This is a genomic window from Streptomyces sp. TLI_55, assembly GCF_900206255.1.
In the GTDB taxonomy this organism is placed as follows: Bacteria; Actinomycetota; Actinomycetes; order Streptomycetales; family Streptomycetaceae; genus Streptomyces; species Streptomyces aquilus.
In genome coordinates this window covers 5287059-5298864 of sequence record NZ_OAOJ01000001.1, presented here as the reverse complement: position 1 = coordinate 5298864, position 11806 = coordinate 5287059, and the positions used below count along the sequence as shown (strand labels likewise).

Here is an 11806-nt window from a genome sequence, read left to right as displayed (position 1 = left end):
CCGCTCCGGAGGGGACCCTCCCGGCGTACTCTGGGACGCATGACGACGCGTACGTACACCCAGCTGTGGTGGGCCGCCTGACGGCGGCCGGACTACGTATGCACTCAACGGCCGCCGCCTCGGCGGCCGTTCTCGTATCTCCCTCCAGAGCTCCAGGGGGACGGCCCGCAGGGGTGGCGGTCCCGACCAGGAGGTGGAGTAGGGATGACGCGGGTCTTCAGTGGGATCAAGCCGACCGGGCATCTGACGCTGGGGAACTATCTGGGAGCCATGCGGCGGTGGGCTGCCGTGGATCAGCACCAGGCCGACGCGCTCTTCTGCGTTGTGGACCTGCACGCGCTGACCGTGGACCACGATCCGGCGCGGGTGCGACGGCTCAGTCGGCAGGCGGCGACGCTGTTGCTTGCGACGGGGCTGGATCCGGAGCTGTGCACCGTGTTCGTACAGAGTCATGTCGATGAGCACGCGCGGCTGTCGTATGTGCTGGAGTGCGTGGCCACCGACGGCGAGATGCGGCGGATGATCCAGTACAAGGAGAAGGCCGCGCGGGAGCGGGAGCGTGGGGGGAGTGTCCGGCTGTCGCTGCTGACGTATCCCGTGCTGATGGCGGCGGACATCCTGGCGTACCGGACGGACGAGGTGCCGGTCGGGGACGACCAGACGCAGCATGTGGAGCTGGCGCGGGACATCGCGGTGCGGTTCAACCAGCGGTACGGCCATACGTTCGTGGTGCCTCGGGCCACGCGTCCCGGTGTGGCGGCTCGGGTCATGAATCTTCAGGATCCGGTGTCGAAGATGGGGAAGAGCGACGACGTCGGGCCGGGGATCGTCTATCTGCTGGACGAGCCGGACGTGGTGCGCAAGAAGGTCATGCGGGCGGTCACGGACAGCGGGTCCGAGGTCGTGTACGACCGGGAGGCGCGGCCGGGGGTGGCGAATCTGCTGGAGATTCTTGCTGCCTGTTCGGGTGGGAACCCCGAGGAGCTGGGCGGTGTATATGAGTCGTACGGCGCCTTGAAGAAGGACACCGCAGAGGCCGTGGTGGAGGTTCTGAGGCCCGTGCAGGAGAGGCACAAGGAGTTGTGCGCGGATCCTGGCTATGTGGAGGGGGTGCTGCGGGATGGTGCGGAGAGGGCTCGGGCGATGGCCCGGCCGACCGTGGATGCCGCGTATCAGGCGATCGGGTTGCTGCCGGCGGCCGCTGATATCGGCGTGACCGTTTAGGGGTGTGCTGGGCCGCCCCTCCCTCAGTTTCCGAGGGGTGGGGCGGCCGGCGGTGTCAGTTGTTGCCGGAGGCCAGTTCGCGGCTGCGGTCGCGGGCGGCTTCGAGGGCGGCGATGAGGGCTGCTCGTACGCCGTGGTTCTCGAGTTCGCGGATGGCGTTGATCGTCGTGCCCGCGGGTGACGTGACGTTCTCGCGGAGCTTGACGGGGTGCTCGCCGCTGTCGCGGAGCATCGTGGCGGCGCCGATCGCGGACTGGACGATGAGGTCGTGGGCCTTGTCGCGGGGCAGGCCGAGCAGGATGCCGGCGTCCGTCATGGCTTCGACCAGGTAGAAGAAGTACGCCGGGCCGGAGCCGGAAAGGGCGGTGCAGGCGTCCTGCTGGGACTCTGGGACGCGGAGCGTCTTGCCGACGGCGCCGAAGATCTCCTCGGCGTGCGCGAGGTGGTCGGCGGTGGCGTGGCTGCCGGCGGAGATGACGGACATGGCCTCGTCGACGAGGGCGGGAGTGTTCGTCATGACGCGGACGACCGGGGTGCCCGTGGCGAGGCGCTCCTCGAAGAAGGAGGTGGGGATGCCTGCCGCGCCGCTGATGATCAGGCGGTCGGCGGGGACGTGCGGGGCGAGCTCGGCGAGGAGGGTGCCCATGTCCTGCGGCTTGACCGTGAGGATCAGGGTGTCGGCGGTCTTGGCGGCCTCGGCGTTGGTGACCGGGGTGACTCCGTAGCGCGCCTGGAGTTCGTCGGCTCGCTCCTGGCGGCGGGCGGTGACGAGGAGGTCGGCCGGGGCCCAGCCGCCTCGGATCATTCCGCTGAGCAGGGCTTCGCCGATCTTGCCGGTGCCGAGGACTGCGACTTTCTGGGTCATGGCTGCGGGTGCCCTCCGGGGGTTGCGTCGTCCGGGGTTCATCCTCGCACCGGGGGTAGGGGTACGGCTCGGTTGTCCGGTGGGCGGGACGTCCGGGCGGCCGGCGGGACGGGGTGTGGGCGCCCGTGCGGCTACGGGGTCCTGCGCTTGAGGGTCGCGGCGCCGAGGCCCAGGACCAGGAGGGCGCAGCCGGCCACGATCAGGGTGTCGCGGACGAAGGCGGCGGTCATGTCGGTGTGCTTGAGGACCTCGTTCATGCCGTCGACGGCGTAGGACATGGGGAGGACGTCGGAGATGGCCTCCAGGACGGGGTGCATGTTGTCGCGGGGTGTGAACAGGCCGCAGAGGAGGAGCTGGGGGAAGATCACGGCCGGCATGAACTGGACGGCCTGGAACTCGGAGGAGGCGAAGGCCGAGACGAAGAGGCCGAGGGCGGTGCCGAGGAGGGCGTCGAGCAGGGCGACCAGGAGCAGCAGCCAGGGGCTGCCGGTGACGTCGAGGCCGAGGCCCCAGAGGGCAAGGGCGGTGGCGAGGGTGGACTGGATGATCGCGAGGGTGCCGAAGGCGAGGGCGTAGCCGGCGATGAGGTCGCCTTTGCCCAGCGGCATGGCGAGGAGGCGTTCGAGGGTGCCGGAGGTGCGTTCGCGGAGGGTGGCGATGGAGGTGACCAGGAACATCGTGATCAGCGGGAAGATCCCGAGGAGGGAGGCTCCGATGTTGTCGAAGGTCTGCGGGCTGCCGTCGAAGACGTAGCGCAGGAGGAACAGCATCACGCAGGGCACCAGGATCATCAGCGCGATCGAGCGTGGGTCGTGGCGGAGCTGGCGCAGGACGCGGGCGGCGGTGGCGAGGGTGCGGGAGGCGTTGAGGGGGCTGGTCGGGGCCGGGGCGATCGGCGGGGTGGTGGTCGTGGTGCTCATCGGGTCGTCTCCTTGTTGCGTCCGGCCGCGACGGCCTCGTCCACGAGGTGCAGGAATGCGTCTTCGACGGTCTCGGAGCCGGTGCGGGCGCGCAGGGCGTCCGGGGTGTCGTCGGCGAGGATCTCGCCCTCGCGCATGAGGAGGAGGCGGTGGCAGCGCTCGGCCTCGTCCATGACATGGGAGGAGATGAGGAGGGTGGCGCCGCGTTGGGCGGTGATGTCGTGGAAGAGGTTCCACAGGTCGCGGCGCAGGACGGGGTCCAGGCCGACGGTCGGCTCGTCCAGGACGAGGAGTTCGGGGGTGCCGAGGAGGGCCACGGCGAGGGAGACGCGGCTGCGCTGGCCGCCGGAGAGGTTGCCGGCGAGGGAGTCGGCGTGGCCGGTGAGGTCGACGTCCTCGATGACTCGGGTGACGTCGGAGTGGCGGCGTTCGGCGGCGGCGTGGCCGGGGGCGAGGATCGCGGCGAAGTAGTCGAGGTTCTGGCGGACGGTCAGGTCGTCGTAGACGGAGGGGGCTTGGGTGACATAGCCGATGCGGGTGCGCAGGGCGGGGTGTCCGGCGGGGCGGCCGAGGACGTCGAGGGTGCCGGTGACCTTGGCCTGGGTGCCGACGACGGAGCGCATGAGGGTGGATTTGCCGCAGCCGGAGGGGCCTAGCAGTCCGGTGATCTGGCCGCGGGGGACGGTGAAGTCGAGGCCGCGCAGGACGGTGCGGGGGCCGCGGTGGACGGTGAGGCCTGCGGCGTGGACGGCCGGGGTGCCGGGAGGACCGTCGGAATAATTCATCATGCGATGAATAATGCTCTCGCGGACGAGGGTCGTCAAGCGGCGTGCGTGCGGCGTGATCGGTGGCGCAGGCGCGTGATGGTATGACCGGAGGCAGGCGGTCCGGTCCTGGTCCGGTCCTTGCGCCTCGAGAGCCCCCTGCGGCTCGCCGGAACGGGGTGCGCGATCAACTCCCGTTCCTGACAATGGGTTTCAGTGCCGCGTACTCCCCCGACGCGGCACGCCCACGCATCTCCCGTAGCTCCCATGGCTTCGTAACCGGAGGTGCTCCTGTCATGCGTGTACTGCGCGCTCGCGTACGCAAGGCCGATCTGTTCGCTTCCCTCGTCGTGTTTCTCGTGGCGCTGCCGCTGTGTGTGGGAGTCGCCATCGCCTCCGGTGTGCCGACCGAGCTGGGGCTGGTGACCGGGATCGTCGGCGGGCTGGTCGCCGGGGCGCTGCCGGGCAGCAGCCTCCAGGTGAGCGGGCCGGCGGCAGGGCTCACGGTGCTGGTCTACGAGGCCGTGCACCGGTACGGGGTCGGGGCGCTCGGGGTGCTGGTGTTCGGGGCCGGGCTGGTGCAGCTCGGGCTCGGGATGCTGCGGCTCGGGCGGTGGTTCAGGGCCGTGTCCGTGGCGGTCGTCCAAGGGATGCTCGCCGGAATCGGACTCGTTCTGGTCGCCGGTCAGATGTACGCGCTGGGCGACGTGACCGCGCCAGGTGGCGGTTTGGGGAAGCTCACCGGGCTGGTGTCGTTGCCGGCGCTGCTGGACCCGGTGGCGTTGTCAGTGGGGGGTGCCACCATGGCCGTACTGCTGCTGTGGCCGCGATGGAAGCGCGGGGCCCGCCTGGTGCCCGCGCCTCTGGTCGCGGTCGGCCTCGCGGCGGCGGTGACCGGGGTGTTCGGCCTGGAGGTGCGGCGGGTCGAAGTGCGCGGGCTGCTGGATGCCGTACGGCTGCCGGAGGCCGCGGATGTCGGCCGGCTGACGGAAGTGGGCGTGCTGGGGACGGTCGTCGCGTTCGCGTTGATCGCGTCGGCGGAGTCCCTGTTCAGCGCGGCGGCGGTGGACCGGCTGCATGACGGGCGGCGTACGGACTACGACCGCGAGCTGATCGCACAGGGCGCGGGCAACGCGGTGTGTGGGGTGCTCGGGGCGTTGCCGATGACGGCGGTGATCGTGCGGAGTGCGGCGAACGTGCAGGCGGGTGCCGAGACGAAGGCCTCCCGGGTGCTGCATGGGGTGTGGCTGCTGCTGTTCACGGTCGTCGTGCCCGGGGTGCTCGGGGTGATTCCGGTGGCGGCGCTGGCCGCGCTGCTGGTGCACGCCGGCTGCAAGCTCGTGCCGGTGCGGGAGGTGCGGGAGGTGCGGGGGTTGTGGCGCGGGCATCGCGGGGAGGTGGTCGTGCTGGTGGTGACGGCGACGGCGATCGTCGTCGGAAACTTGTTCGAGGGGGTGTTGGTGGGGTTGGCGCTGGCGGTGGCGAAGACCGCGTGGGATGTCAGCCATGTGCATGTGGAGACCGAGGACCGGGGTGAGGCGGGGCTCGTCGTCAGGGTGCTGGGGCATGCGACGTTCCTGCGGCTGCCCAAGCTGCTGGACGCGTTGGAGGCGTTGCCGCGTGACCGGGAGGTGCGGCTGGAGTTGGGTGGGCTGCGCCATCTGGACCACGCGTGCGCGGCGGCCCTGGAGGGGTGGGCCGCCGGGCGCGGTCAGGCGTTGACGGCGGGCGTGGGGGTGGGCGGTTAGGGGGCGGGCGGCTTGGTGGCGACGAGCAGTTCGACGTCGTAGGTCTCCTCGACGATGCCGTCCGGGAAGACCTCCAGCAGTTGGCGGCGCTCCTCGGTGGGGAAGGCAGTGGCGCGTTCCTCACCGGCGACCAGGAACATCGAGTGGCTGCCGATGTTGGCGAGGTGGGTGTCGACGGGGACGCGGCGGCTCCAGCGGACCAGGCGCTCGGTGAAGTCCAGGCTGCGCGTGGGGTCGGCGAGGGCGGCTCGGGAGCCGCTGCCGTTCGCCTCTACGGTCGGTACGGCGCCGACGTCGCGGAAGTTCGCTTCGATGCGCTCGCCCTGGGCGGCGATCCAGGGCACGTCGAGGGGGGAGATGTTCCACCACAGCGCCAGCGCCCCGCCCGGCCGCAGTACGCGCAGGGCCTCCGGGGCCGCGAGGCTCGGGTCCGTCCAGTGCCAGGCCTGGGCGTAGGTGAGGAAGTCGACGGAGGCGTCGGCCAGCGGCAGGGTGTTGCCGTTGCCGCGGACGATCGGTATGTCGGGGTGGCCGCGGCGGAACTGGGCGGCCATGCCGTCGCCGGGTTCGACGGCGATGACGTCGGCGCCGCGGGCGTGCAGGAGGGCGGTGGCGATACCGGTGCCGGCGCCTACGTCCGCGACGCGGGCGCCGGTGAGAGAGCGGCCGGCGAGGTCCTCGATCGCGTCGAAGAGGGCGGGCGGGTAGGAGGGGCGGTTCGCCGCGTACTGGGCTGCGGCGGCGTTGAAGGAGTGAGCTCGGGCGGAATGCGAAGGGGCCGTCGTCATACGGCCATGGTGGCGGAGGTGGGTGCAGGGTGCAGTGAGTTTTCGGTGAGAGAGGGCGGCCTCTCGCAGCGGGAGCGATGAGGCCCCGGGGCCGGCGCCCCCGCTGTGGCTTCCGCTCAGGAGCGGCGGCGCTTCTTCGACGGGTTGCCGGAGCGGCGGGTGGTGCGCTTCTCGTAGTGCTGGAGGGCGGCCTCGTACTCCTCGCGGTGGAGCTTCTCGCCGGGGGCCTCGGTGAGGGAGCGGAAGAAGTAGGCGAGGAGGGAGCCGACGAAGCCGATGGCGAGCAGGCCGCGGAGGGAGGCCTGGCGGTCGGGGTCGGGGCGCTTGGTGAAGCCGTCCCAGGTGTGCCGGAAGGCGAGGGCGCTGCAGATCGCGAACATCACCACCATGAGGAGGGTGACGAAGCTGCCGATGTCCGCGATCGCGAGGCCTTCGTAGGCGAAGCGGAGGACCAGGCAGGAGGCGACGGCCGCGGCGAGGGAGCCGACGGCGGCACCGATACGGCGGGCCGTGTAGCCGTTGGCGTGGTCGACCCAGGTCGTGCCGAAGAACCGGATGGGTTCCGGCCGGGGGCCGGGTGCGGAGCCCGCGGGGGTTTCCTGGGTGCCGTTGTCGTCGCTCACGCGTCGATTATGGCTCCGGGGCGGGCGCGGGCTCCGCGGGGGCTCAGCGGCGCCTGGTCGCAAAGCGGGCCGCCTCTGGACCTCCCCGGTGGTCAGAGTGCGCAGCGTGGGCGGATGTAACCGTCGCTGCCCGTCTGCACATAGGTGTCCGACACGTACTCACCGCTGGAGATGCAGTCCCAGATGTTCGACGTGCCGTACGGACCCGTCACGGTCGTCCCGGGCGAGAGCCGGGTTCGGAAGGTGCGGCGGCGGAGGCGGACAGGGCCGCCTCCGCGATGTCACGTGCGCGTACGGGGTGACTCAGCCGCAGCGGTCCGCGACATAGCCGTCGCTGCCGGTCTGGACGTAGGCGTCCGAGACGTACTGGCCGTTGCTGATGTTGTCCCAGATGTTCGACGTGCCGTACGGGCCCGAAACGTTCGTCCCCGGCGTCTGGCAGTAGATCGGCACCTTGGAACCCTCGGGCAGGACCCGCACGACGCTGAAGTTGGTGCCGGGGCCGTTGCGGACGTTGAGACGGATGCCCGGCGCGATCGAGTAGTAACGAACCGATGCCGTCGCCGACAGGGCCTCGATCTCCTCGGCTCCCGCGGCCTCTTCCACACGGTCGACAGACATACAAAAACCTCCCCCGTTGAACCCCATGACTGCCATGGGGCCCCGTTGATTCCCCCGAATCACGCCATCAAACAGATGTGCGCAACTCGCGCACGGAGACTAGCAAGCCGCCTCTGTCTCGTACGAGTCATCGACTAGGCTCCGTGCGTCGCGCGCGCGGACGAACAGCACGGGGGTGGTCCCATGGCGCCACAGCGCAATACCGGAGCGGGCGCGGAAGCGGAACTTCCGGAGTACGCCGGTCACTACCGTCTGGAGTCCCGCCTCGGGTCCGGCGGGATGGGTGTCGTGCACCTCGCCCGCAGCACCTCGGGGATGAAGCTCGCGGTGAAGATCGTGCACGCCGAGTTCGCGCGGGATCCCGAGTTCAGGGGACGGTTCCGGCAGGAGGTGGCGGCCGCGCGGAGGGTGAGCGGGGCGTTCACGGCGTCCGTCGTGGATGCCGACCCGGAGGCCGAACGGCCTTGGATGGCCACCCTGTTCATCCCTGGGCCGACGCTGTCCGACCATGTGAAGCGGAACGGCCCCATGGATCCTGCCCAGTTGCGCCGCCTGATGGCCGGACTGGCGGAGGCGCTGCGGGACATCCACCGTGTCGGCGTGGTGCACCGTGATCTCAAACCGAGCAATGTGCTGCTCGCCGACGACGGTCCGAAGGTCATCGACTTCGGCATTTCCCGGCCAAAGGACAGTGAACTGCGCACGGAGACCGGGAAGTTGATCGGCACTCCGCCCTTCATGGCGCCCGAGCAGTTCCGGCGGCCCCGAGAGGTGGGGCCTGCCGCCGACGTCTTCGCGCTCGGGTCCGTGTTGGTGCACGCGGCGACCGGACGCGGTCCGTTCGACTCCGACAGCCCGTATGTCGTCGCCTACCAGGTGGTGCACGACGAGCCGGACCTGACCGGCGTACCGGAGAGCCTCGCACCGCTGGTGCTGCGCTGCCTGGCCAAGGAGCCCGAGGACCGGCCCACTCCCGACGAGTTGATGCGTGCGCTGCGGTCGGTCGCGGCCTCGTACGACACGCAGGCCTTCATACCGGCGCAACGGGCCGCGGACGTGCAGAGATCCGAGCCCGTACCACCGCAACGCCGGCTCCGGAGACGCCCTGGCCGGAAGGCGGCCATCGCCGCCGCGAGCGTCCTCGTCGTGGCCGGCGCCCTTGCCTCGGTCATGTTGTTCGGCGATGGCGGAGACGGCACGACGCCGGAGGACGACGGCTCACCCACACCCTCCGTCTCCCGGTTCAGCGGCTGGGCGGCGAACCCGGTACCCGAAGGCGTGGGTGCCGCTCAGTGCTCGTACGGGGGACGGCAGTTGATCTGCGCACGCCCTGGCGCGGTCTTCGGCCTCGCCCCGTCCGACGGCCGTGTGCTGTGGCGCCACCCGGTGGCCACGTCGAGCACGAGCAGGCCGCCGGTCCTCGCAGGCGGGCTCGTGCAGCCGATGGCGGACGGGACCCAGCGCCTGGAAGCGCTGGACCCCGCGTCGGGCAAGGTCCGATGGCAGCGCAAGGTGCCCGCGCACAACGCGATGCAGGTCGCCGGGGGCACGATCCTCCTCACCGGCCCCGACGGGACCGTCCACGCCGTGGACGCTGCGACGGGCGACTCGAAATGGAGCCACCGGATACCGGGACACCCCCTGCCGTCCTTCGCGTCGTTCGCCGGAGATCCGCTGGTGTACGCGACGAATCCGTCCGTCGACGCGTCGAAGACCCGGGTCACCGCCGTGGACCCGGCCACCGGCGCCGTGCGCTGGGACGTGCGACTCGACGGGTGGCTGACGCTGGTCGGTGATCAGGACGGCTCCCTCTTCTTCCTCGCCGCCGACAAGGACTACGGCGACACGGACGCTGTCGTCCGCTACACACCGTCCACCAAGTCGACGCGCCGGGTGGCGCTCCCGGTGGGGCGTGCCGACGCCCAGGCGGCCGTCCGCGGGAACGTCGTCCACCTCCTCGGTTCGGGCGGCTCGCTCGAGGCCGTCGACATGACGACGGGCAAGCGGCTGTGGCATCTCGAGACGGCCGTGAGCAGGGGCTCTGTTCCCGTCTCCGACGGGACGCACGTGTTCTTCGTCGCCGCCGACGGCCGGCTGCTGGCCGTGGACGCACACGAGGGGGACCTGGTCGGGCAGACCCCGGTGCGTATGAAAGCGGCCTCGGGCCGGGTCGCCGGTGCTGTACCCAGCCCCTTGCTCGCCCAGGGGCACCTCTACGCCACCGCCCCCGACGGCACCGTCTTCGCCGTCGACGCGCACAACCCGTCGGCCTGGTAGCAAGGAAAAGGGCCGCCCCCGACAGGAGGCGGCCCCGTGGGTCAGAAGGCTCAGCCCAGCTTCGACACGTCCCGGACCGCGCCCTTGTCCGCGCTCGTCGCCATCGCCGCGTACGCCTTCAGCGCGGCGGAGACCTTGCGCTCGCGGTTCTTCGGGGCGTACGCCCCGCCCAGCGCCTGCTCGCGGCGGGTCAGTTCGGCGTCGTCGACCAGGAGGTCGATCGTGCGGTTCGGGATGTCGATGCGGATGCGGTCGCCGTCCTCGACGAGGGCGATCGTGCCGCCCGCGGCGGCCTCCGGGGAGGCGTGGCCGATCGACAGGCCCGAGGTGCCGCCGGAGAAGCGGCCGTCGGTGACGAGGGCGCAGGCCTTGCCGAGGCCGCGGCCCTTCAGGTACGAGGTCGGGTAGAGCATCTCCTGCATGCCCGGGCCGCCCTTGGGGCCCTCGTAGCGGATGACCACCACGTCGCCCTCCTTGATCTCCTTCAGGAGGATCTTCTGGACGGCTTCCTCCTGGGACTCGCAGACGACCGCCGGGCCCTCGAAGGTCCAGATGGACTCGTCGACGCCCGCCGTCTTCACGACGCAGCCGTCGACCGCCAGGTTGCCCTTGAGGACCGCGAGGCCGCCGTCCTTGGAGTACGCGTGCTCGGCGGACCGGATGCAGCCGCCCTCCGCGTCCTCGTCCAGGGCCTCCCAGCGCTCCGACTGCGAGAAGGCCTCGGAAGAGCGGACGCAGCCGGGGGCGGCGTGCCACAGCTCGACCGCCTCGGCGGACGGGGAGCCGCCGCGGACGTCCCACGTCTTCAGCCAGTCCGCGAGCGACGGGCTGTGGACCGAGTGGACGTCCTCGTTGAGCAGGCCCGCGCGGTGCAGCTCGCCCAGCAGGGCCGGGATGCCGCCCGCGCGGTGCACGTCCTCCATGTAGTACGTGCGGTTCTTCGCGACGTTGGGGGCGACCTTCGCGAGGCAGGGGACCCGGCGGGAGACCGCGTCGATCTCGTTGAGGCCGAAGGGGACGCCCGCCTCCTGGGCGGCGGCCAGCAGGTGCAGGATCGTGTTGGTCGAGCCGCCCATCGCGATGTCGAGCGCCATCGCGTTCTCGAAGGCCGCGAAGGAGGCGATCGAGCGCGGCAGGACCGTCTCGTCGTCCTGCTCGTAGTAGCGCCGGGTGATGTCCATCACCGTGCGGGCCGCGTCCTCGTACAGCCGGCGGCGGGCCGTGTGCGTGGCCAGGACCGAGCCGTTGCCGGGGAGCGAGAGGCCGATGGCCTCCGTCAGGCAGTTCATCGAGTTGGCGGTGAACATGCCGGAACAGGAGCCGCAGGTCGGACAGGCGTTCTCCTCGATACGGAGGATGTCCTCGTCCGAGATCTTGTCGTTCACGGCGTCGGAGATCGCGTCGACCAGGTCGAGCGTGCGGACCGTGCCGTCCACGAGGGTGGCGCGGCCGGACTCCATCGGGCCGCCGGAGACGAAGACCGTCGGGATGTTCAGCCGCAGCGCCGCGTTGAGCATGCCCGGCGTGATCTTGTCGCAGTTGGAGATGCAGATCAGGGCGTCGGCGCAGTGGGCCTCGACCATGTACTCGACCGAGTCCGCGATCAGGTCGCGGGAGGGGAGGGAGTACAGCATGCCGCCGTGGCCCATCGCGATGCCGTCGTCGACGGCGATGGTGTTGAACTCGCGCGGGATGCCGCCCGCCTCGCGGATCGCCTCGGAGACGATCCGGCCGACCGGCTGGAGGTGGGTGTGGCCCGGCACGAACTCGGTGAAGGAGTTCGCCACGGCGATGATCGGCTTGCGGCCGATGTCCGCGCCGGGTACACCGGAGGCGCGCATAAGGGCGCGGGCGCCCGCCATGTTGCGGCCGTGGGTGACTGTGCGGGACCTCAGCTCGGGCATCGTCGCTCGCTCCTTCAGACAGTTCTGGCTGCTATCGAGCGTACGCCGGTCATCCAGAGGGCGGACAGGGTG

At 70.9% G+C, this 11806-nt stretch carries 10 protein-coding genes; 3 read left to right on the top strand and 7 right to left on the bottom strand.

Annotation, left to right across the window (positions count from 1 at the left end; translation table 11 throughout):
• Positions 1-204: 204 nt before the first annotated feature.
• Positions 205-1224 carry a tryptophan--tRNA ligase gene (gene trpS, locus CRP56_RS24380; RefSeq protein ID WP_097267335.1) on the top strand — a complete coding sequence of 340 codons (1020 nt, stop codon included), beginning with the start codon at positions 205-207 and terminating at the stop codon, positions 1222-1224.
• A gap of 55 nt (positions 1225-1279) precedes the next feature.
• On the opposite strand, the gene proC is transcribed toward trpS, so the two are convergent.
• The 3 genes from proC to CRP56_RS24365 all read right to left on the bottom strand — a co-directional run bounded on the left by proC (position 1280) and on the right by CRP56_RS24365 (position 3794).
• The gene (gene proC, locus CRP56_RS24375) at positions 1280-2089 is read right to left on the bottom strand and encodes a pyrroline-5-carboxylate reductase (protein ID WP_097267332.1); all 810 of its coding nucleotides are present in this window, start codon (positions 2087-2089) and stop codon (positions 1280-1282) included.
• A 131-nt stretch (positions 2090-2220) separates the two neighbouring features.
• Complete coding sequence (locus CRP56_RS24370; protein ID WP_097267330.1) at positions 2221-3009, bottom strand: ABC transporter permease; 789 nt, start codon at positions 3007-3009, stop codon at positions 2221-2223.
• Positions 3006-3794, bottom strand: coding sequence for an ABC transporter ATP-binding protein (locus CRP56_RS24365; protein WP_441349501.1), 789 nt, complete (start codon positions 3792-3794; stop codon positions 3006-3008). The genes CRP56_RS24370 and CRP56_RS24365 overlap by 4 nt, the downstream gene beginning before the upstream one ends.
• Before the next feature lie 275 nt (positions 3795-4069).
• On the opposite strand from CRP56_RS24365, the gene CRP56_RS24360 reads away from it, so the two are divergent.
• Positions 4070-5521, top strand: a complete 1452-nt coding sequence (locus CRP56_RS24360) for a SulP family inorganic anion transporter (RefSeq protein WP_097267326.1) — start codon at positions 4070-4072, stop codon at positions 5519-5521.
• Here the strand turns inward: CRP56_RS24360 and CRP56_RS24355 are convergent.
• From CRP56_RS24355 to CRP56_RS24345, 3 genes are all read right to left on the bottom strand, one after another.
• Positions 5518-6309 (bottom strand): class I SAM-dependent methyltransferase, encoded by a 792-nt coding sequence (locus CRP56_RS24355; protein ID WP_097267324.1) that lies wholly within the window; start codon positions 6307-6309, stop codon positions 5518-5520. The two genes, CRP56_RS24360 and CRP56_RS24355, sit on opposite strands and share 4 nt — an antisense overlap.
• A gap of 116 nt (positions 6310-6425) precedes the next feature.
• Entirely contained in the window at positions 6426-6932 is a 507-nt protein-coding gene (locus CRP56_RS24350) for a hypothetical protein (protein WP_097267322.1), read from the bottom strand.
• A 303-nt stretch (positions 6933-7235) separates the two neighbouring features.
• Entirely contained in the window at positions 7236-7553 is a 318-nt protein-coding gene (locus CRP56_RS24345) for an SH3 domain-containing protein (protein ID WP_097267320.1), read from the bottom strand.
• Between the two features lie 183 nt (positions 7554-7736).
• Here CRP56_RS24345 and CRP56_RS24340 point away from each other — a divergent pair, with 183 nt between their 5' ends.
• Positions 7737-9830, top strand: coding sequence for a serine/threonine-protein kinase (locus tag CRP56_RS24340; RefSeq protein ID WP_097267318.1), 2094 nt, complete (start codon positions 7737-7739; stop codon positions 9828-9830).
• Between the two features lie 50 nt (positions 9831-9880).
• On the opposite strand, the gene ilvD is transcribed toward CRP56_RS24340, so the two are convergent.
• Positions 9881-11734 carry a dihydroxy-acid dehydratase gene (gene ilvD, locus CRP56_RS24335; protein ID WP_097267316.1) on the bottom strand — a complete coding sequence of 618 codons (1854 nt, stop codon included), beginning with the start codon at positions 11732-11734 and terminating at the stop codon, positions 9881-9883.
• Positions 11735-11806 lie beyond the last annotated feature (72 nt).